Below are 19,986 nucleotides of genomic sequence, written 5' to 3'. Positions count from 1 at the left end.
ATCCCGCCCGGCATTCCACGGAAACGCCCGTCCGGAATGGAGCTCCGGGAGGCGCACCGGTTTCCCCTCAACGAGCATGGGCGGTGGCAGCAGCCGGAGAGACGGCGCCGCCCGCCGCAATGGAGGAGGTGCATCAAAAAACCGAGGGTTGAACGGGAGTAGCGAAGCAGCGGCAGAAACGGCACCCCCGGCCGCAAACGGGGATTCACGCACGGTAGCAACGAGGAACCACAGCCATGAGATGGTTTTATGACTTGAAGATTGGAACGAAACTACTGACGAGCTACCTGGCGCTCGCCCTGGTGGCGGGGGTGATCGGCTGGGTCGGCGTCACCAACATACAGAAAATCGCCCAGGAAGACCGGGTGATGTACGAGAAGATGATGGTCCCGGCCACGGAACTGGGATCGATCTCGACCTCCTTCGAGAGGACGAGGATCAACGTCCGGGACCTCATCCACGCCCAGACGCCGGCCGCCCGCGAAAAGTTCGCCGCCAACATACTCTCCCTGCGCGAGGAAACCGACAAGGAGCTCGCGTCCTTCGAGAAGACCCTGGTGAGCGACGAGGCGAAGAAGATGTTCGCGGCGCTGACGGACACCCGCAAGAACTACCTCCCCCTGCTCGACAAGACGGTGGCCCTGGCCAAGGCGGGCAAGACGGCCGAGGCCTCGGCGCTTCTCTACGGCGACCTGGGGAACGTCACCAGGGAGTTCCAGGCTAACGTCGCGAAGCTGACCGACCGCAAGATTGCCCAGGCCAAGTCGATGGCCGAGGCCAACACCGCGAGCGCGAAGGCATCGGTCAGGTCGACGGTGACGCTCGCGACGGCAGGGGTCTTCCTGGCGATTTTCTTCGGCTTCTTCATCGCCCGCATCATCAGCCGTCCGGTGAAGGAGCTTGCTGCCGCCGCCGACCGGCTGGCGGTCGGGGACGTCGGGGTGACCATCACCGCCGATTCCCGCGACGAGATCGGCACGCTGGCCACCTCCTTCCGGAACATGGTGGAAAACATCAAGGAAGCGGCCCAGGCGGCCAGCAAGGTGGCGGGGGGCGATCTCACCGTCCGTATCAAGGTGAAGTCCGAGGAGGATCTCCTCGGCAAGAGCCTCGATGGCATGGTGACCAACCTGACCTCCATCGTGGGCCAGGTGAAGAGTGCGGCCGACAACGTGGCGGCGGGGAGCCAGGAACTCTCCTCGAGCTCGGAAGAGATGTCGCAGGGGGCCACCGAGCAGTCGGCGGCGGCCGAGGAGGCTTCGGCGTCCATGGAGCAGATGTCGGCCAACATCAAGCAGAACGCCGACAATGCCCTGCAGACCGAGCGGATCGCGGTGGCTTCGGCCGCCGACACCCGGGAGGGAGGAAAGGCGGTGGCCGAAACGGTGGTCGCCATGAAGCAGATCGCCGGGAAGATCTCCATCATCGAGGAGATTGCCCGCCAGACCAACATGCTCGCCCTGAACGCCGCCATCGAGGCGGCCCGCGCCGGCGAGCACGGCAAGGGATTCGCGGTGGTGGCCAGCGAGGTGAGAAAGCTTGCCGAGCGGAGCCAGACCGCGGCGGGCGAAATCGCCGAGCTCTCCATATCCAGCGTCGGGGTGGCCGAGAAGGCCGGCGAGATGCTGGCCCGCATGGTGCCGGATATCCAGCGGACCGCCGAACTGGTCCAGGAGATCAGTGCCGCCAGCCGGGAGCAGGACACCGGCGCCGAGCAGATCAACAAGGCCATCCAGCAGCTCGACCAGGTCATCCAGCAAAACGCCGCCGCCTGCGAGGAGATCGCCTCCACCTCGGAGGAGCTGGCCGCCCAGGCGGAACAGCTGCAGGCGAGCGTCGCCTTCTTCAAGACCGGGGAAGACGACAACGGAGCCGCCCCGCGGCACCGGGGCAGCAAGGCCCAGGTCAAGAGGATGCCGACCTACGCAAAGCAGCGGGGAGCCAGGAGTCCGGAGGCCGAGCAGGCCAGGAAGGTGGCCAACTCGCCGGGGGCCCACCTGGAGCTCGGCAGCGGCGACGACCTCCACGACCAGGACTTCGAGAACTACTAGCGGCCGGGAACCTTCCCGCACTCCACCCCGTACACCCGGAGGGAGAGAGCAGAGCCTGCACGAGGGTCAAGGGGAGATAGCGGATCAAACGGGGCCTCATTGGAAGAAGCCCGGCAAAAAAAGAAGGGGGAAGCGGCGAGATCCGCTTCCCCCTTTGTCGTAGCGAAAAAGATGGGGAATCAGCGCAGGAAGAGGTAGTTGTGCTGGTCGTAGAAGTCGAAGGCGCGCTTGACCCTGGTGAGGATGGTGGTTTCCTTCACCGGCTTGGGGATGAAGTCGAAGAATCCCCGCTCGAAGGCCTTGGATTCCGCTTCCGCCGAGGTGGTGCCGGAGATCAGGATGACCGGGATCCCCTTGGTTTCCGGTATGCTCTGCAGCGCGGTCAAAAGGCCGAAGCCGTCCAGCTTGGGCATCTCCATGTCGGTCAGGATGACCTGCGGCTTTCTCCCGATCGCTTCCTTGTAGGCGTCCATCCCGTTGGTGGCGGAAAAGACCTCGTACTGCTTGGACAGGAGGTTTCCCAGCATGGAGAGGACGAACTTGTCATCCTCGGCCACCAGCACGCTTCTTCTGGCCGGCTCACCGACGTCGAGGCCGAAGTAGTGACGGCAGATCGCCTGGTTGATCTCCTTGCGGGAGGCGACGTAGGGGATCACGGTGACCTGGTTGTTGGCGGCGATGTTGGCGAGCAACCGGGTGGGGGTCGGATCGAACATGGCGAGGTGGAGCTTCCCCTGCTCCAGCTTGAGCGGGAAGATCAGGTTCTGCAGGGCCGTCTCGGCGGTCAGGACACCGAGCAGCTGGGGGGGGAAGGCGGCCCGGGCGAAGTTGGAGACCGTCCGGCAGCTGTACTGGCGGGCGAGCGCCTCGGCCAACTCGCCGGCAGTGATGAGTCCCATCTCTTCCAATACGGTACCGAACCGTTTATTGAGACTCTTGGATATGCCCACCACCCTGTCGACGGTTATCTGGCACAAGAGCCCTTGTTCAACAAATATTTCTCCCAGTCTTTTCCTGTGAGCTGTTGTCATATCTGGTATTCGACCTGTTATTTGATATATGGAAAGGTTGTTATTATAGGACGAAAATCCGGCTAGTCTATCAAAATTTTAGGCAACACCCATTTACGCTATCGATTTTGCCAGTCGATCAACCTCTTCATCAGACAAACGCCTCCGCCCCAGATCCAATGCCACCTTTCCCAGCGCCCGGTAAACCGCTGCCACGCCGGCGCTCCACTCCTCAAGCGCCTCCAGCTGGCGCCTGACCGCCTCGCTGTCTCCCCGGGCGATGGGACCGGTCAGCGCCTCCTCCGGCCCCGTCCTGAAGACGTTGTCGACCGTCCCCCGCACCAGCGGCTCCATCACCTGGAAAGCGATCTCACGGGGCACCCCTCCTTTTTCATAGCAGCGGGCCCCCACCTCGAGCAGCGCCGTAAGGTAGTTGCACACCACCACCGATCCGGCGTGATAGATGCTCTTGAATGCCGTGTCGACCGGAAAGATCCTCCCCCCGATCCTTCCGAAGGCCTGGGAGAGAAGCTCCACCGCATCGCGGTCGCCTTCGATCCCGCAGAAGGTCCCCGGGAAATCGGCCACCGCGAGGGAGGGATCGGGGAAGGTCTTGACGGGGTGGACGCTGGCGGCCAGGGCTCCGGCGGCCTTGAGCGGTTGCAGGACCGAGCTCGGGAGCGCCCCGCTCAGATGCCACACCACGTCCCCGGCGCGCACCACCGCGGCTTCGGCAAGGGCTTGGGCGCAATCGCCGATGGCGTCGTCTGAGGCAGCGATCAGGAAAAGGTCTGCGGGAGGCAGTTCCCTCAGGGAGGCGGCCGGGCGGCCGGCTCCGATGAAGCGGGCGGCGTCCGCGGCGGACCCCGGCGAGCGGCTCGCCAGGCCGCCGATTTCGAAAACGGCGGCTTCGTGGAAGAGGCGGCCGAGCACCTTGGCTACCTTGCCGCAACCGATAATGTTGAGTGTCGTCATCCGAAGGCCCCCTGTCGAGATCGGCACAGGTTACCGGCGGAAACGGCGGGTGTCAATGAAGCAAACGCAGGGGTACGCAAAGCCGCCCCGCGAGGAGAAACTGCAGGATCGAGGCGAAATCGCAGCAGGAGGGAGGATCGGGGGATCGCTCCCTGGAGCCGGCCTATTTGGGAGGGGATTTGGGGAGTCTTCGGAGAAACGGTTAGCCGCTCTCCTCACCGAGGGAATAGTCGTCGCCTTCCACACACTCAGTCTGAGCCTCGAGGAAGGAGTCAACCTGTGCGTCCTTCACTATCTCGACGACGCCGTGATTGATAGACCAGACAGTTCCACAGATCACGCATTCAGTTATTCCCTCTTTGAAGTCATCGGCGCGCAATTCCGTTTCCTGCTGTTCGTGGTTTTTGCAGACGGGGCATCTCATAGCGCGTCTCCTTCGTTGGCAAGTCCAGTGAGAACTCTTGCCGAAAAGTATGACGGCAATTTCTGCCTTGGCAAGGGGGAGCCTATGGCTGAGATGGAGCCTATGGCTGAGGGGGAGCCGTCGCTGGGAGGGGATGGACGTGGGAGGAAGGTGCGGCGTCGAGCGAGGGGGACAGGCACCTGAGGGAGCCAGTTCCCTGGGGGCGCTAGAACCGGTAGGTGAGCTTCAGGCGGAAACTCCTTCCCGGCTGGGGGATGACGTCCTCTAGGTGCTCGCCGCTGCCGGGATCGCCGTACCCGGTGTCGAAGAGGTTGTAGACCGAGCCGGATACCTCCAGCCCCGGGTAGACGTCGCGGCTGAAGAGGGTCAGGTTGGTGAGCAGGTGATCGCCCGCCCCACCCCCGGCCAGGGTCTTTCTGGAGCTTATGTACTGGAACTCGATCCCCGAGAAGAGCGCCTTCCGGTAGAGGGGGGCGATCAGGTTGAGCTTGGCCATGTGCCGCGGCGAGTTGACCAGCAGAGCCCCGGTCTGGTCGTCCCTGGCGTCCTGGAAGGTGTAGCTGGCCCTACCCCGGAAGCCGTTGCTCCACTTCCCTTCCAGCTCGGCCTCGCCCCCGATGGCGGTCACCCCGGCGATGTTTTCGAAGACCAGCATCCCGTCGTTGGGGTCGGTCACCTGCTTGATCATCCCGCGCACCTTGTTGTAGTACCCGGCCACCGTGCTGCGGAAATGCTCGCCCAGCCCCTGCTCCCAGTCGATCTCGTAACTGCGGATCTTTTCGGGCTTCAGGGAGGCGTTCCCCTTCTGGTTGAAGTCAGGCACCTCGTAGTAAAGCTCGTAGCTGTTGGGAGCCCGGAACGCCTCGCCGTACAGGAACTTGCAGGTGGTGGCATCGAAGGGGGAATAGATCAGGCCGGCGCGGGGGCTGACGGCGTCCCCGAAGGTGCTGTAATGGTCGAGCCTCACCCCGGCGTTGAGGATGAGCCGGGAGGTGATGGTGTACTGGTCCTGGAGATACGATGCCCAGCGCCAGGTGGTACGGTCGACTTTCAGGTACTGGTGGAAGGGATCGATGTCGTGATTGTCGAAGAGCTGGGTCAGGTCGGCCTGGTAATCGGCGCCTGCCACGACCCGGTGGTCGCCGAAGGTGTTGGCCGCCTTCACCTCCATCCCGTACCACTTGTCGAGGGCGCTGTCGCGGTTCAAAACGGGCGGAGCGGCCGGGTCCGCGGCGGCCAGCGGGATGTTTTCGTAGTAGTTGTAGTAGTCGAAGTATCCCCGGGCGGAGGTCTGCCAAGTGCCGAAGGTATGGTCGTACTTGAGGTCGACGTAGCCGCGGCTGTCGGTGGTGTGGAAGCGCGGATCGTTGAATACCGCATCGAAGGAGGCGGTCGGGACCCCCTTGGTCCGGGTGGAGTAGGCCCCCTGGAGGGTGAAGTCGCCCAGCGAGAAGGTGCCGAACAGGGAATGGTAGCGCTCGTAGTCGAGGTCGTGAGCCACCCCGTTGTTGTTGGCGGGGGTGTCGTAGGCGGGGAAATAGAGGTTCTTGTCCCCCTGGCTGTCGGCGACCGCCCCGGAGAGAGTGACGGCAAGACCATTTTGGAAACGGTTGCCGTACGTCACCCTTCCCTTGTAGCTCTGCTGACTCCCCGCCTCTGCGGATACCTCGGTCCCCTTCAGTTTGCCGTGCCGGGTAATGATATTGATGACCGCGAAGAAGGCGTTATCCCCGTAGAGTGAGGACCCGGGCCCCCTGATGATCTCCACCCGGTCGATAAGGTCAACGTCCAGCACGAACTCGTTGCCGATGAAGGACGTGTCGTACATGTTCTCGTTGGTGCGGTGGCCGTCCACCAGCACCAGGATCCGGGAGTTGTACCCACCCGAGCGGTCGACCCCGCGGGCTCCTATGTAATCGTAGTTGCGGTCGTTGTAGGCATAGAACCCGCGCTGGGCGGCCAGGATATCGGAAAGGTTGCGGTAGCCGAAGGCCCGGATATCGTCGGCGGTGACGATGCTGACCGAGGAGGGGGCTTCGGTCACCTTCTGCTCGAAGCGCGATGCTCCGTACACCTTGGCCACCTCTATGGTGGTCAGCTGGTCCAGGCTAAGCTCGGTCAGGTCCTCGGAACCGGGACGGGCCTCATCGTCCGCCCGGCCGATGGCGCGGCCTCCCAGAAGGAGTGCGGCCGCCAGCAGCAGGATACAGAGGGAGCGGTTTTTCGGAGAGCGTTGCTGCATCGATACCTCGAACCATCAAAACCAACAAGCGGATCTGCAGACGATTGCCGTCATGGTCAGCGGTGTGGCGGGAATCCGGCCGCGCCACCTCGTGAAGAGCCTCGGGTCGCCTACCCGGAGCCGTATCGGCGTTAACAGCGAAAACTTGAGATCATCATTAAAAGTGGCAGGAAGGGGAGCGGCCGGAATCGTGAGGGGGCTTGCGCGGGAAGGAAAATGAGTACCGGGAAAGGGGGCGAAATGTGGTATAAGCGGGGCTGTCAAATCGACGGGGAGATCGGGATCGGATGTTCGTCCATTTTGCGGTGATAACTTCGGTGGCCTTTTTCGCCGCCTGTCTCAGCTCCATGAGCGGCGCGGGGGCCGGGATGGTGACCACGCCGGTCTGGCTGGCACTGGGCTTTCCGCTGCCGGTGGTGGTGGCGTCGAACCAGCTGAACGGAGCGATCTGGACGCCGGTCGCCGCCCGCAACTACCTCAAGGGGCGTACCGTCGACTGGCGCCTGGTCGTCTTGATGATCGCCGTCGGCCTGGCGGGAGCCTATGCCGGGACCACCATCATCCGGGGGGCAAGCCAGCACATCCTGCAACGGATCATCGGCGGGATCATCCTCTCGCTGGTGGTGCTGGTGGCGGTCAATCCCTCGCTGGGAAAAACCGAGGGAGAGGGCAGGCTCTCGCGCGGGGTGACGGGGCTTTTGGCCTTCCCGCTCGGTGTGTACGAATCCTTCTTCGGCTCCGGCAACGGGCTCTTCACCTCCATGCTCCTCGTGAAAAGCCGCGGGCTCATCCTCCCGACCGCCCTCGGCTACTACTACCTGATTGCCTTCTTCTGGAACAGCTTCGCCGTCGCCGTCTACAGCGCGAGCGGCTATGCCGATGCCGGACTGATGATCCCCTCCACCGTCGGCTCGCTGGCCGGAGCCTACCTCGGATCCCGGATCGGACGCCGCAGCGGCCACGCCGTCGTTCGCCGCGTCTTCCTCGTGCTCGGGGGAATCCTGGGGACCAAGCTCGCGATGGGATGGTGAGGTAAACCCGCCAAGGGATCATGAGCTCGCGATGGGATGGTGATCTACTCCAGCCTGGTCAGGTAGGCGTCCTTGGTCAGCCACAGCTCCTCCATCCGGTACATGTGCCAGTGATCGTGCATCAGGAGATGGCGGACGAGGATATAGAGGGAGTAGGCATCGTATTCGGGATGGCTCCCGCTCTTCTGCCAGCTTTTCGGGCCGGCGCTTTTCAAGAGTTCGAGCTGCTTCGCGCGGACGGTCGCGAACTGTTCCAGGGCGGCATCCATGCTCATCCGGACCGGCGCCGCCGGCTCCCCCTCATCCTTGCCGGGAAGGTAGGGGATGAAGTCGGGATGCTCCTCCTTTAGAAAACGTTCGAAGCGCCCCAACAGCATCGGCTGAACCTCCGCCAGGTGGCTCACGTGTTCCGCAATGGTCCAGAAACCTTCCCCTCTCCGCAGATCCAGCTTCTCTTCCGGAATGGTCTTCACGAAGGAGGCAAGTATCCTCGGCGAGCGGCCGAGGGCATCCAACAAGTCGGGAATATCCTGCATGGTGTTCTCCTTTGCACTGTGACAGTAACAGCTACCAACATTATGATGGGGTGGCTCGATGAATACAAGAAGCCGGGCTCAACTCGCAACGCTTCATAGACAGAAAATCCCCCATCCCCTTGAGGGAGGGTGTCAGGGGGTCGGGGAAGCCGGCCTGAGGTGGGAAGGTTACTGGAGTAAAGTCAGTTAACACTACTGTGAAAGCAAACGCCGATATGCTATACCCACATACCGGAAACACCCATCGCTATGACAGCGATGACGGAAAGATAAGGAACCAATGACTGCATCAAACGACGCAATGGAGCAGCTTCTCAATCTGGTGAAACAACAGCAGGCTTTTCTGGAGATGTTCGTCCGCTCGTGGGTGAGCGACTACCGCTCGGGAGGGAGGAACATCTTCTGCGGCAAGGGGTGCCGCAACTGCTGCAGCCTGGCGGTCCATACCGGGTTCGCCGAGGCGCTCGCGGTGGCGCGCCAGCTCGCCCAACCGCAGGCGGACGCGATCGAAGGTTACGCGCTGAAGCTGCGGGGGCTGGTGCAGGGGATCAGCGAACTCCCCCAGTATCTTCGCCTCCATCGGCAGGAGATCGGCTTCTGTCCCCTCTTGAACGAGGCGGGGGAATGCAGCGTCTACGCAGTGCGCCCCATCACCTGCCGCTCGCTCATCTCCACCAAGGAGAGCAGTTGGTGCGGCGCCGACTTCAGCCAGCTCACCGCCGCCGACCGGGACGCCTTCGTCGCGAGCCTCGACCGCAAGGTGGTTGCCTTCCCCAGCCACTACGTCGCCGTCCTCCAGGAGAGCGGCAAGGAGTTCGAGGAGGCGGGAGCCAAGAAGATGCGAGCGCTCTTGGGCTTCGCCGTCTACGGCAACCTCGGCGTCCTCGTTCACCTGATCCTCAAGCACGGCCTTGCCGAGGCGGCTCTCAAAGGGGAAGCGGCGGCGGCCGAGGCCATCGCCAAGGCAGGATTCGATCACCCGCTGCTGATTACCGTCTCGTAGAGGAGGGAATATGGCCGAGGATACCGGGCCGGAAGGACCTGCGCTGATTATTCGCGAGATAGAGGCGAAAAGCATCCTCACCGCCTCCAAGATCTATCCCTACGTCATCAATCCCTACGTCGGCTGCCAGCATGCCTGCTCCTACTGCTATGCCCGCTACATGAAGAAGTTCACCGGGCACCGGGAGCCATGGGGAAGCTTCGTCGATGTGAAGGTCAACGCCGACGCCTTGCTGGGAAAGGAAATCACCAGGAAGAAAAAGGCGACCGTCTGGGTGAGCGGAGTATGCGATCCTTACCAGCCGCTGGAAGAGAAGTACCAGCTGACGCGGCGCTGTCTCCAGATACTGATCGATAACGATTGGCCGGTCGTGGTGCAGACTCGTTCTCCCCTGGTTCTGAGGGACATCGACATTCTACGGGGCGGGAAAAGTATCGAGGTAGGTTTTTCCGTCACCACCGCCGACGATGACATCAGGAAGGTTTTCGAACCCCACGCTCCGCCCATTGCCGACCGCGTGGAGGCGCTCGGGGAGCTCAAGCGGTCGGGTATCAGGACCTACGCGATGATCGCCCCGATTCTGCCGGGTGCGGAAAACCTGATGGAGATGCTGGCCGGGAAAGTCGATTACATCCTGGTGGACCGGATGAACTACCATTATGCGGACGCACTCTACCGGAAGCTCCACCTCGAGGAGAAACTGACAGAGGGGTATGCAACGTGGGTGGCGCAACAGATTGCCGCCGATTGCAAGCATGCTGGCATCAGTTGCACCATCGTCTTCTGACATTTCCTCCGGGATGCTCGTACTGTCACAGTTCGAGTACCATCCGGCCGGAACTTCACCTGGGAATTCGTAATTCGTAGGTCGTTGAGGAACGAAACCCGACTTTTCTCCGGACCCGCACCTTCCCCCTGTCATCTGAAACCACCAGCGATGGACGTCGCGTTTCGTGCCTCAACGCGACCTACCGGCTACCGGCTGGGCGGAAAAATGCACTTTTGGCAGGACCTGCAAAAAAATGAGTTAAGATCTCGTAATCGCAGAGGATTACCGCAAAAATCATCGGCTCTGGCAGACGGCCCGGGGGAGAGGGAGCGGAAGGACGGGCGGCCGGTATCCATGCGGGATTACAACTGAATTTGCCGTATCCAAAGGTCCGGCATCTTAACGACGGCCGGCGGATTCACCCCGCAGGACCCCGAAAATGGGTACAACTTTCGGTTGCCCCAGGAGTACACGTAGGTCGCGTTGAGGAACGAAACCCGACTTTCTCCGGACCCGCACCCGCCCCCTGCCATCTCAATGGACGTCGCGTTTCGTGCCTTCCACGCGACCTACCGGCTGCATGCAAAGGGACGAGACAATTGACGCTGGTACCAACTTGTGGTACTAAAAAAGGGGTGAAACGAAGAAACCTCAAAACGCTTGAGTCGATCTTTGCGCATCCAGTACCTGGAAATGTTCAGTGGCCGGATATTGTGGCTCTGTTCCGGGAACTCGGTGCGGAAATCACCGAACGCGAAGGTTCTCGTGTCGGTGTTCGGCTGTTCGGAGAGCGGCGAGTCTTTCATCGCCCACATCCTTCTCCCGATACGGACAAAGGAGCAGTTGCGTCGATCCGCAAGTGGCTTGAAGAAAACGGAGTAAGACCATGAACAACATGAAAATCAACGGGTACGAAGCGGTTATCTCGTACGACCCGCAAATCAACATGTTTCGGGGAGAGTTTATTGGAATCAACGGCGGTGCTGATTTCTATGCCAGCAATGTAGAGGATCTTCGTAAGGAGGGTGAACTGTCTCTCAAGGTGTTTCTTGACATGTGCGCCGAAGACGGAGTTGAACCTCGCAAGCAGTTCTCCGGGAAATTTAATTTGCGGGTACCTCCGGTACTGCATCAACGACTAGCTGCTCAAGCAGCTGCTCATGGCAAAAGCATAAACGCCTGGATCGTAGAATTGCTCTCCGAGTGCGCAACCCATGATCAATAATCAGAAGAATGGTGGAGCTCAATGTATGGGTACACCTTTCGGTTGCCCTAGGAGTACCGGGTTGTCACTTCTCGTTCAGGCACTCCCGCACGATACGATCCACATGGATGGCCGTGGTGTTCAGGAACGGTATGCCATAGGCTTCATCCGGCAGGATCAGAGGAAGCTCCGTGCAACCGAGGATGAGTGAGTCGATGCCATCCCGCTCTATCATGTTCCTGCAGATCGTAAGCAGCTCTTCCCGCGTCTCGTCCCGGATTATCCCCAGCTCAATCTCGGTGAAGAGCTTCTCGTGGATGATGTCCTGATCCTCGGGCGATGGCACGATCAGTTCGAGCCCTTGACTACGGAAGGTTTTCGGGAAGAAATCCGCACGCATGGTGAAACCGGTTCCCATGAGGCCTACCCGCCTCAGCCCTTGGTTTTTCGCCGTTTCGCAGGTGGCCTCCACGATGCTGATGAGCGGCAGCGGAGAACGGGCCGCAACCTGGTCGAAGACCATATGAGGGGTATTGGCGGTAATGGCCGCAAAATCCGCCCCCGTGGAGGCCAGCGCCTCGATCTTTACCAGCAGCCATCCCACCAGCCGGTCCAATTCGTTTGCCTGCATGATCGACAGCGCCTCGTTGAGGTTGGCGCTGTAGATGATGATCTCAGGAGACGAGAGCCCACCCGATTTTCCCCGCACCGCATCGATGATGCGCCGGTAGTAATCCAGCGTCGACTCCGGCCCGATTCCACCGATAAGACCGATTTTCTTCATCACGCGCTCCTCTCTCAACCTTCCTGACGTGCCCACCAAACAGCTTGACATGCAGCATTAATACTGTATAGATTCGACATGACCGGCAAACAACTCAAAAAATATCTCGAAGAAAACGGCTGGTTGCTCGACCGGATCTCCGGCAGCCACCACATTATGGTTCGTGAAGGTTTTCGGTCAATTCCCGTTCCGATTCACGGTTCTACAGACCTGCCAAAGGGGCTTGTGCATGCCATCCTCAAGCAGGCGGGTATAAAGGAGTAAAGATCATGTTGGCTTATTCGGCACGTATCGAACTGCAGGACGGCACCTTCTTGGTTACCTTTCCGGACCTCGAAAACGTTATGACGTACGGAGCGACCATCGACGAAGCTCTTGCCAATGCCGAAGAGGCACTAAATGGGTGTATCGAGTCCGACTTTGAGCGTAACTACACCCTCCCCTCCCCTTCTAAGATTTCCGGCGAAAACCTTTACTCAATCCCGGTTGCGCCGCACATTGCCATTGCCATCATGCTGCGGACCTTGCGTGCAGATAGGCCACAGGTTGAAGTAGCGCATTTGCTCAACATTTCGTATCAGGTTTATCAACGCCTGGAAAACCCTCGCAAAGCCAATCCGACGGTCAAAACCCTTGAAAAGATTGCGCAGGTTTACGGAAAGCGCGTTGAACTGGGTTTTGTCTAATCCCACACTGAACGAAAACGGTGGCAGCCCCGGGCGATTCTTGGGTGACTGCAAGAGATCAGTGTCATAGAGCACCCGGCTGGCGTTTCCAGTAGATAGCAGACTGAGGGACATTTTGCATCTCTTTAATAATACGGGCCCCACCCTTTTGAGCACTCGTTCATCCTTGTGTCCGCCTCAAGGGGATTGGGTATGGAAAACGAGATTCCTAGTCGAGCTACTGCTGTCGAAGTGAAGGCGTTTGTTGTCGGGAGGCGGGGAAAGAGGGGGAGGAGATTTGAGAGACTACGGCGGTGTCATAAGAAGACGCGGTAGTCGATATTGAGAGCGTGGGCGAGTTTCTTGGCGACGTCTTTGCCGATGGGGCGCTTGCCGTTTTCCATTTCGCTGATGTGGTGCTGCGCAATGCCGGTCAGCGCGGATAGCTGCTTTTGAGTGAGACCTTCCTTGCCCCGTGCTCCGCGAACGGCCACGCCACTACTATTCGAGGATAACTCAGGAGAAACCTCCTCGATAGTATAGGATTCCTTTTCGTCTAGGTTGTTATTCATATCAGTCTCTATTTCGTGGGCACTGACACGTCGGAGATGTTGATTTTTCATTTATGGTCACCACTGAAGTTCGGCAGTCTGGCAACCTCGTAGGATGTCGCGTTTCATTCTTCAACGCGACCTACAGAGGTAACTTCTCTACAGCCACTATCCCACTCACTGGGGTATTTTCAAAGGGAAATAGGCCCCATCCTCACCCCGACCCTCCCCTTGAAGGGAAGGGTGAAGATCCTCAAGAGGGCTCAGTCGAACTCGAGCTTGTAGTAGATGTCGGCGCCGCTTTCGCTGCCGCTTTGGGTCTCGACCTGGATGTGGCGGAAAAGGTCGTAACGGAGCTGGAAAAGGCTCCCGCCGGTGACGAGGGAACGGCCGTAGCTGACGTAGAGGCGCGGGGTGACATATTTCCCGACGGTCAGCAACGATTGGGTGGCGGCGGCCTTGGAGGGGACGCCGGTGGGGGAGGTGATTGGGACTTCGCGATACCCCATCCGCCCGGCGGTGGAGGGGGTGATGGTCTCCATCCCGAGGATGCTCAGCCCGAGACGGTCCTTGATCTGCTCCTGGAGCGATTCGGACTGCCCGGTTGAGAAGAGACTGCTGGCGGCCATGGCCAGGGTGCCGGCCTGCTCGGTGCCGGTGCCTGCCGATAGCGGATGTCCGAAGAGCATGTAGGCCAGGATGTCCACGTCCGCCATGCTCGGCTCTGAGTACAGCTTGATCACCGGCGACCGGAGGTATCCCCCGACGGTGACCCCGGCCTTGACGTCCCCCACCGTCCTCAGGGCGAGGATATCGAGGGTGGGCTGGGTGACCGGGTCGTTGTTGTAGTAGATCCGCCCGCGGACGATGTCCAGATCCATGCCGTAGGCCCGGTAGCTCCCCTTGACCACCTTGATCTCCCCGCTGCTCGTGATGTGGTCGAGCCCCGCCAGGACGAGGTCCATCTCCCCTCCCAGCCGCGCATCGATACCGGACGCCTTGACCTGCACCTTGTCACCCAGCGCCACGTGGATCGCCCCGTCCAGCACCAGCGGGAACCCCGGTTTCGCCACCTTGGGAGGGGCGCCTTCCAGCACCACGTCCGGGCTCTGCTCCGCCGCGCTCCGCACCGGGGGACCCGCCACCAGCATCTCCGGAACCAGCACCGTTCCCCGCACGACCACCTTGTCCGCCCCTCCCTGGAAGGCGAGCCGCGGCGAGGTCACCATCTGGAGCTCGGGCAAGAACACGGTCCGGAAACGGTCGCCGGTGAGGGTGCCGCTGTAGCCAGCGATCCTCCAGCCGCTCAGGCGCGCCTGCAGTTTCCCCTGCAGGGAGCCCGCCCCCGAATCCGCCCTCAGGGTGTCCACTACGATCTGGTCCCCCTGCAGCCGGGCCGCGAGCTGAACGTTGGAGAGGGTGATCCCGGCCCGCGGGAGGTAGGCGCCAGCCCCGGTAAGCTGCAGGGTGCCGTCCAGCCGGGGATCGCTCCAGATTCCCCCCACCTGCAGGTCGAGGTCGAGCTGACCGTGACTTTCCTGCACGAGCCCGGGGAGGAAGGAGGTCAGCAGGCCGTGCTCCTGGACCCGTCCGGCGAACCTTCCCCGGACCGGACCGCCGGGATCGGGGGCCACCGGGAGACGGGCCGGGATCGGGAGGACGAGGTTACCGCTCGCCTGGCCGTAGTCGGCGAGGGCAAGGTTGAGATCGGCGGACAGGGCGTCGCCCCGCCAGGCGAAGGTGAGGGTGGCGGTCCGGACGTTGGCCTCCAGTTCGCCCCCCTGCGATTGCCAGTTGGCCTTCCCCTGCGAGAATACGGCCTCACCGGCGAATTCGACCCGCTGTCCCGGGAGCAGGCGCCCGCTTCCCTGCCCGGCGAAGTTCCCCTCCAGGTCCAGCCCGGCCGGCAGCATCGGTTTCAGCAGCGCCGGATTGATCCCTCCCCACTCGACCGAGAGATCCCCCGTTGCGGGAAGCCCCAGACCGATCGGCGCCGGCGACGAGAGAAGGGCCCGCACGCTCCCTCCACTCTGCAGGGAGGCGTCCAGGGAGGCCCGGGTGCCCTGGCGGTTGCCGTCCAGCCTTAAGGAGAACCTGCTCAGCACGACCCGCTGTTCCTTGGCGGCCACGGTGGCCGATCCCGAGAGCCGGGCGGAGACTTCCAGAATCCCCTTCTCCCACTGCTTCCCGGCCGTGCTTCCCCACCAGTTGAATTCCACCTCCGCGGTGTCGAGCACCCCCTCCACGTCCTGGTCCTTTTCCCGGTAGCGTACCTTGCCACCGGCAACGGAGAGATTTCCCCGCAACTCCAGCCGGGAGGAGGAGAGGAGTTTCCCCCGCAAAAGCCCCCCTACCCTCCCTTCCACGGTGCTCCCTGCCGGGGCCGCCGGGGCGAAGAGCGCCAGGTCGAAATTGGCCAGCTGGAGGGAAAGATCCCCCTCGCGTGGCAGCCGAAGGGTGGCCGGAGCCGTGGAGGTGAAGGTGAGGTGCGCGTCGCCGCTTCCCCCCGCCAGCTGCAGATCGGCTTTCGCCTCCATGCCGTGGCGGTCGCCACGCAGCATGACGGTGCCCCGCTGGAGACTCACCCGCTCCCGCTCCCCTTCGAAGGTCCCGCTCGCCTCGGCGTCGAGCGCCACCACGACCGCCCCTCCGGGGAAGAGGGTCAGGTCGAGCCTGCCGGTGGTCGTGCCGGTCACCTTCTCCCCTTTCAGCCAGCTATCGGCACGGGAGAGGTTCAGCCCGGTCCAGCTCCCGGCCAGCGTGCTGGAACGAGTGCCGCGGTTCATGGTGCCTGCCACTTCGACCCGCTCGCCGGGAAGCCCGTCGATGACGAGCGGGGAAGCGCTGAAAGCGCTCCTGGATACGGAGAGCCGGGAGGGAGCGGCCAAGGCCCACGGTCCCACGGCGTCGCGGCCGGAGAAGGTGGTGAGGAGCCCGTTCCAGGTGCCGTTACGGTAGCCGCCGGAGAGCTCCACCTTCGCCTCCGCCCGGGGAGAAACCACCTGGGCCTCCAGGCGATGGCTGGCCGCCGTCCCCTGCATCCCGAGCTCGACGCTGTCGACCTGGAAGTTCCCGGCCGCGACTCCGCGAAGAGACGCGGTGAGCGAAAGGGGATAATCCCGCCCCTCGCCAAGGCTCGCCTCCAGCTGCACGGCGGCGGCCTTCACTCCGGAGACCGCTACCCCGGCCCCCTCTCCGCTCGCGCTCCCCGACCACGTTCCGTCGCGCCTGCGCACCCATCCGGACGCGGAGAGCTCACCGGAGGCGCCCGGCAGGATGCGGGAAAGATCGCTCACCCGGGCCGAGAGCTCCAGCCGGTGGTCCAGCACTCCCGCCCCCCGCAGGTCGAAACCGTTGCCGGAAAGGAGCAGCCGGTCGACCCGCAGCCATTCCCCGGCGAAGTCCGCCGCCACGTCCCCGTGCAGGGTCTGCCCCCGCAGGCGGCTCTCCAGGAGCTTCCCTTTCACCGAGCCGGCCGGCTTCCCGCCGGCGGGAAGTTCCAGATTCCCCGCCAGGTCCAGGTTCACGGCACCGGGCCACCCCGCCATCAGCCGGCCGGGATTGATCCCCCGCCCCGAGAGGGTCCCGCTCACCCGCAAGAGCTTTTCCCACGCGATGACGAGGTCCCCCCGGAGGGTCCCGTCGAGGAGTTTGCCGTCGATCCGGGAAAGGGTTACGCCCCCCTTCCCTCCCCGGAAATCGGAGGCGAGGGAGGCGCTCTCCCACCCCGGCCCCCTGTTGGCCAGGGAGAACCTGCCCCGGTAATCTGCCACGCTCCCGGTGATGTTGAGGGAGCCGGAGAGCCTGGTCGGGCGCTTCACCGCCTCCGCGAGGTCGAGTTCGCGGGCCTTCAGCCAGAGCGAGAAGAGGGGGTCGCCGGCGGTGAGGGTCAGGGTGCCGTCCGCGGTGACGCTCCCGCGCCGCCCGGAGCGGTCGAGGGTCACCTGCCGCAGGGTAAAGCCGTTGGCGGTCATCCCCACCGTCCCGGCCACCTTGAGCCGCTCCTTGCCGCGGTGCCTCCCCGTGAGGGTCAGCGGCCCGCTCATCTGCTCGGGAGCCCGAGCCGGCGCCAGGTCGCCCGTCAGGTAAAAATCCTCCATCCCCTGCAGCGGCTGGGCGGTGCGGGCGGCGAGGTCGATTTTCAGGGAAGGGTGGATAAGCCCGATGGTGAGGGAGCCCGACGCCCGCCCCTCGGGAGCCTGGATGGCCAGGCGGGGAAGCGACAGCAGGCCGTTGTCGATGATGAGCGAGGAGAAGAGATCCTTGACGACCACCGGCTGTTCGTCGAACCGCCGGTAGGTGAGCGCGTCCAGCTGGAGAAGCAGGACCTTCACCCGCAGGCTGGTCAAAAAGCCGGTCAGCCGGGGCCAGGTCAGATCGGGAGCCTTCCCGGAGGGAGGGGTGTCGTCCTGCACCCGCACCCCGGTGAGGGCGAGCCGCCGGACCAGGAGCTGTCCGTGGAAGAGCGACTGCGGGCTCCACGAGAAGTCGAGGAGGTTCACCACCGCCACTTCCTTCCCCTTCTCGGCCCGCAGCCCCGACAGGACGACGTGATCCCACAGCCTCCCCTGCACCTTGGCGATGGAGACCTTGAGACCGGCCACCATGGCCCCCTTGGTCAGCGCGAAGCGGGCGCCGGGAGCCGTGCCCAGCAGCCAGTAGAGGGCGCCCAGGATGACGATGACGACGACCGCCACCGGAACGGTTATGTAGAGCCAGAGCCGTCTCAAAGCTGGAACCCCACGGTGAAATGGATGTAGTAGACATCCCGGCTGGTCCCGAGTCGCTTGGCCAGCGAAAGGTTGAGACCGCCGACCGGGGTGTAGTAGTGAAGCCCGATCCCGGCCCCCTGGGCCAGGCGGACGTTGGTGAAATCGTTGAAGGCGTTCCCCGCGTCATGGAAGAGGGAGACGCCCCACTTCTCGAAGAGGGCGCGCTCGAGCTCCACCGTCCCGGTCACCAGGTCCCGTCCCCCCACCACCTCCCCCTGGGCGTTCTTGGGCCCGAGGCTCTGGTAGGAATAGCCCCGCACGCTCTGGTCGCCGCCGGCGAAGAAGCGGATCGAGGGGGGGAAGTCGGCCAGCGGGTCGGCCAGCATGCTGAGCCCCACCCGGCTCTTCACGTGGAGGGAGAGCCGCCAGGGGAGCGGGAGCACGGCGTTGCCGTCGGCGATGAACTGGACCAGGGCCGAGTCCGAGCCGAAGTAGGGATGGGCTCCCCTGAGATCGAGTGCATAGCGGTACCCCGTGGTCGGGCGGATGAGGTTGTCGAAACGCTCGCGGGTGAAGCGGAAGCCGGGGAGCACCAGGCGGGACCCGGAAGTCACCCCGGCGATGGTGTACCTCTCTTCCTGGAGCCTGATGTAGGGGGTGGCGAGCTCCCCCTTCCCGAGGCTGTGGTTGTAATCAAACTCCAGGGCGGCCAGCTGGCTCACGTATGAGGTGACATCCTCCTGCTGGAGGTTGAGGAGAAAGGCCTTGGACCCCTTGATGTCGCGGGCGCTCGGGATCGTGTAGCGGGCGGCGAAGCCCTGGAGATTCTGGGCCGCGTAGAGGGTGGAGTCGAAGTCCTGCCCCCTGTGGAAGAGGTTCAGGTCGCGGTAATGCACGGAGAATCTCCCGCCGGTATCGGTGCCGTAACCGATGCCGGGGCGGATGGAGCGCCTCGGGGCGCTCACCAGCTTGACCAGGACGGGGACCTCGTGGTTCTTGCCCTTCTCCTTTTCCGGGGTGATCAGCACCTCCTTGAAGCGCTCGGAGTTGGAGAAGTTCAGCTGGGTCTCGCCGATCTTGGCGAAGGAGAAGAGCTCGCCCCGCTGGAAGGCGATGAACCGCCGCAGGTAAGGCTCGGGGAATTCGGTCCCCCCCTCGATGGTGGCCTCCCCGAACCGGTAGCGTTCGCCGGTTTCCAGGACAAGGGTAATGGTGGCCGTGACTTCCCCGGGGGCGATGCGGATCTCGTGGCGGGTGAAGTCGGCATCCAGGTAGCCAAGCCCCACGGCGCGGGCCTTCAGGGCGCTCTTCTCCCGTTCGTAGAGGGTCTGCAGGAGGATGTCCCCCGGGTGCAGCGGGAAGGTCCTGACCAGCTCCTCGATCTCGCGCTGATCCTTCCCCGCCCCGGTCACGGCAACCGTCACCGCGGTGATCCGCACGGCAGGGCCCGGGACCACGTCTACCCGCAACCGGTACTCCTCTTTTCCCGTCTCCCGGATATCGGTGGAAACCTGGGAATGGTAGTAGCCGAACGGCTCCAGGGCCAGCCGGACCTTCTCGCCGGCCTGCTTGGCGAAGCGGTCGAGCCAGAGGCGGTCCACCTTCCCCTCCCGCACCAGGCCGTAGGGAAGGATCAGGGCCTGCTCCACGTTTTTGAGGGCGTCATCGGTCACCCCGTTCACCTCGACCTCGACCGGATCGGCCAGGGCCAGGGCCGGAGCCGCCAGGGAGAGGGCGATGAGCATGGCGAGCAGCCATCCCTTACGTGGTGACAATGGTGGCATGACGGGTAGGTTCTCCTGGGGGGATGACAGAAGGCGGCAAATCCGCCGATTTCATTCCAAGAATTTTACCATCTTTCCCGAAAACCGTAGGGGAACCGGCGGCGTTCCCGCCATAAGCCCCCCTCTCATGTGACCGTATACCAATCGAGTCTAAGAACTCTCGCTAATGCCTGCTATACTTTAGGGGATTCAAGCATGGTAGCCGGAGAACAAGAATGAGCGAATTGGGCAGCCCCCCCGCAGAA

The 19,986-nt window shown here is 62.8% G+C and carries 17 protein-coding genes; 8 read left to right on the top strand and 9 right to left on the bottom strand.

Translation table 11 applies throughout. The features are described 5' to 3' along the window. Nucleotides 1-236 precede the first annotated feature (236 nt). Nucleotides 237-2,051, top strand: a complete 1,815-nt coding sequence (locus L4X63_RS10235; protein ID WP_250678533.1) for a methyl-accepting chemotaxis protein — start codon at nucleotides 237-239, stop codon at nucleotides 2,049-2,051. Nucleotides 2,052-2,230: 179 nt separating this feature from the next. On the opposite strand, the gene L4X63_RS10230 is transcribed toward L4X63_RS10235, so the two are convergent. The 4 genes from L4X63_RS10230 to L4X63_RS10215 all read right to left on the bottom strand — a co-directional run bounded on the left by L4X63_RS10230 (nucleotide 2,231) and on the right by L4X63_RS10215 (nucleotide 6,702). Next, the gene (locus L4X63_RS10230; protein ID WP_250678532.1) at nucleotides 2,231-3,028 is read right to left on the bottom strand and encodes a response regulator; all 798 of its coding nucleotides are present in this window, start codon (nucleotides 3,026-3,028) and stop codon (nucleotides 2,231-2,233) included. Nucleotides 3,029-3,175: 147 nt separating this feature from the next. Beyond that, complete coding sequence (locus tag L4X63_RS10225; RefSeq protein ID WP_250678531.1) at nucleotides 3,176-4,036, bottom strand: Rossmann-like and DUF2520 domain-containing protein; 861 nt, start codon at nucleotides 4,034-4,036, stop codon at nucleotides 3,176-3,178. A 202-nt stretch (nucleotides 4,037-4,238) separates the two neighbouring features. Next, nucleotides 4,239-4,460, bottom strand: coding sequence for a hypothetical protein (locus L4X63_RS10220; protein ID WP_250678530.1), 222 nt, complete (start codon nucleotides 4,458-4,460; stop codon nucleotides 4,239-4,241). A 205-nt stretch (nucleotides 4,461-4,665) separates the two neighbouring features. Further along, a complete protein-coding gene (locus L4X63_RS10215; RefSeq protein WP_250678529.1) occupies nucleotides 4,666-6,702 on the bottom strand; it encodes a TonB-dependent receptor plug domain-containing protein in 2,037 nt (678 codons plus the stop codon). Between the two features lie 287 nt (nucleotides 6,703-6,989). On the opposite strand from L4X63_RS10215, the gene L4X63_RS10210 reads away from it, so the two are divergent. Further along, nucleotides 6,990-7,733, top strand: a complete 744-nt coding sequence (locus tag L4X63_RS10210) for a sulfite exporter TauE/SafE family protein (RefSeq protein ID WP_250678528.1) — start codon at nucleotides 6,990-6,992, stop codon at nucleotides 7,731-7,733. 44 nt (nucleotides 7,734-7,777) lie between these two features. On the opposite strand, the gene L4X63_RS10205 is transcribed toward L4X63_RS10210, so the two are convergent. Continuing rightward, the gene (locus L4X63_RS10205) at nucleotides 7,778-8,269 is read right to left on the bottom strand and encodes a DinB family protein (protein WP_250678527.1); all 492 of its coding nucleotides are present in this window, start codon (nucleotides 8,267-8,269) and stop codon (nucleotides 7,778-7,780) included. A 280-nt stretch (nucleotides 8,270-8,549) separates the two neighbouring features. On the opposite strand from L4X63_RS10205, the gene L4X63_RS10200 reads away from it, so the two are divergent. The 4 genes from L4X63_RS10200 (at nucleotide 8,550) to L4X63_RS10185 (ending at nucleotide 11,266) form a co-directional block, all read left to right on the top strand. Further along, the gene (locus tag L4X63_RS10200; RefSeq protein ID WP_250678526.1) at nucleotides 8,550-9,272 is read left to right on the top strand and encodes a YkgJ family cysteine cluster protein; all 723 of its coding nucleotides are present in this window, start codon (nucleotides 8,550-8,552) and stop codon (nucleotides 9,270-9,272) included. 10 nt (nucleotides 9,273-9,282) lie between these two features. After that, nucleotides 9,283-10,059 carry an SPL family radical SAM protein gene (locus L4X63_RS10195; protein ID WP_250678525.1) on the top strand — a complete coding sequence of 259 codons (777 nt, stop codon included), beginning with the start codon at nucleotides 9,283-9,285 and terminating at the stop codon, nucleotides 10,057-10,059. Between the two features lie 617 nt (nucleotides 10,060-10,676). Then, the gene (locus L4X63_RS10190; RefSeq protein ID WP_250678524.1) at nucleotides 10,677-10,931 is read left to right on the top strand and encodes a type II toxin-antitoxin system HicA family toxin; all 255 of its coding nucleotides are present in this window, start codon (nucleotides 10,677-10,679) and stop codon (nucleotides 10,929-10,931) included. Then, complete coding sequence (locus L4X63_RS10185; RefSeq protein ID WP_250678523.1) at nucleotides 10,928-11,266, top strand: type II toxin-antitoxin system HicB family antitoxin; 339 nt, start codon at nucleotides 10,928-10,930, stop codon at nucleotides 11,264-11,266. Before L4X63_RS10190 ends, L4X63_RS10185 begins: the two co-directional genes overlap by 4 nt. Before the next feature lie 64 nt (nucleotides 11,267-11,330). Here the strand turns inward: L4X63_RS10185 and L4X63_RS10180 are convergent, their stop codons facing one another. After that, complete coding sequence (locus tag L4X63_RS10180) at nucleotides 11,331-12,029, bottom strand: aspartate/glutamate racemase family protein (protein WP_250678522.1); 699 nt, start codon at nucleotides 12,027-12,029, stop codon at nucleotides 11,331-11,333. Between the two features lie 78 nt (nucleotides 12,030-12,107). On the opposite strand from L4X63_RS10180, the gene L4X63_RS10175 reads away from it, so the two are divergent. Further along, nucleotides 12,108-12,293, top strand: a complete 186-nt coding sequence (locus L4X63_RS10175) for a type II toxin-antitoxin system HicA family toxin (protein WP_250678521.1) — start codon at nucleotides 12,108-12,110, stop codon at nucleotides 12,291-12,293. Nucleotides 12,294-12,298: 5 nt separating this feature from the next. Next, complete coding sequence (locus tag L4X63_RS10170) at nucleotides 12,299-12,715, top strand: type II toxin-antitoxin system HicB family antitoxin (protein ID WP_250678520.1); 417 nt, start codon at nucleotides 12,299-12,301, stop codon at nucleotides 12,713-12,715. Between the two features lie 296 nt (nucleotides 12,716-13,011). Here L4X63_RS10170 and L4X63_RS10165 read toward each other — a convergent pair whose 3' ends face one another. From L4X63_RS10165 to L4X63_RS10155, 3 genes are all read right to left on the bottom strand, one after another. Beyond that, nucleotides 13,012-13,266 carry a helix-turn-helix domain-containing protein gene (locus L4X63_RS10165; RefSeq protein ID WP_250678519.1) on the bottom strand — a complete coding sequence of 85 codons (255 nt, stop codon included), beginning with the start codon at nucleotides 13,264-13,266 and terminating at the stop codon, nucleotides 13,012-13,014. Nucleotides 13,267-13,508: 242 nt separating this feature from the next. Continuing rightward, nucleotides 13,509-17,975, bottom strand: coding sequence for a translocation/assembly module TamB domain-containing protein (locus tag L4X63_RS10160; protein ID WP_250678518.1), 4,467 nt, complete (start codon nucleotides 17,973-17,975; stop codon nucleotides 13,509-13,511). After that, a complete protein-coding gene (locus tag L4X63_RS10155) occupies nucleotides 17,972-19,741 on the bottom strand; it encodes an autotransporter assembly complex protein TamA (RefSeq protein ID WP_250678517.1) in 1,770 nt (589 codons plus the stop codon). Before L4X63_RS10155 ends, L4X63_RS10160 begins: the two co-directional genes overlap by 4 nt. Nucleotides 19,742-19,986: the final 245 nt, after the last annotated feature.

The organism is Geomonas sp. Red32 (assembly GCF_023652955.1).
Lineage (GTDB): Bacteria > Desulfobacterota > Desulfuromonadia > Geobacterales > Geobacteraceae > Geomonas.
Note: the sequence above shows the minus strand (reverse complement) of the source record. Positions and strands in the feature narration are given on the sequence as shown.

Coding starts and splice junctions, on each gene's coding strand:
- L4X63_RS10235 (WP_250678533.1), top strand. CDS start 237: ATGAGATGGTTTTATGACTTGAAGATTGGAACGAAACTACTGACGAGC.
- L4X63_RS10225 (WP_250678531.1), bottom strand. CDS start 4,036: ATGACGACACTCAACATTATCGGTTGCGGCAAGGTAGCCAAGGTGCTC.
- L4X63_RS10220 (WP_250678530.1), bottom strand. CDS start 4,460: ATGAGATGCCCCGTCTGCAAAAACCACGAACAGCAGGAAACGGAATTG.
- L4X63_RS10215 (WP_250678529.1), bottom strand. CDS start 6,702: ATGCAGCAACGCTCTCCGAAAAACCGCTCCCTCTGTATCCTGCTGCTG.
- L4X63_RS10210 (WP_250678528.1), top strand. CDS start 6,990: ATGTTCGTCCATTTTGCGGTGATAACTTCGGTGGCCTTTTTCGCCGCC.
- L4X63_RS10205 (WP_250678527.1), bottom strand. CDS start 8,269: ATGCAGGATATTCCCGACTTGTTGGATGCCCTCGGCCGCTCGCCGAGG.
- L4X63_RS10200 (WP_250678526.1), top strand. CDS start 8,550: ATGACTGCATCAAACGACGCAATGGAGCAGCTTCTCAATCTGGTGAAA.
- L4X63_RS10195 (WP_250678525.1), top strand. CDS start 9,283: ATGGCCGAGGATACCGGGCCGGAAGGACCTGCGCTGATTATTCGCGAG.
- L4X63_RS10185 (WP_250678523.1), top strand. CDS start 10,928: ATGAACAACATGAAAATCAACGGGTACGAAGCGGTTATCTCGTACGAC.
- L4X63_RS10180 (WP_250678522.1), bottom strand. CDS start 12,029: ATGAAGAAAATCGGTCTTATCGGTGGAATCGGGCCGGAGTCGACGCTG.
- L4X63_RS10175 (WP_250678521.1), top strand. CDS start 12,108: ATGACCGGCAAACAACTCAAAAAATATCTCGAAGAAAACGGCTGGTTG.
- L4X63_RS10170 (WP_250678520.1), top strand. CDS start 12,299: ATGTTGGCTTATTCGGCACGTATCGAACTGCAGGACGGCACCTTCTTG.
- L4X63_RS10165 (WP_250678519.1), bottom strand. CDS start 13,266: ATGAATAACAACCTAGACGAAAAGGAATCCTATACTATCGAGGAGGTT.
- L4X63_RS10155 (WP_250678517.1), bottom strand. CDS start 19,741: ATGCCACCATTGTCACCACGTAAGGGATGGCTGCTCGCCATGCTCATC.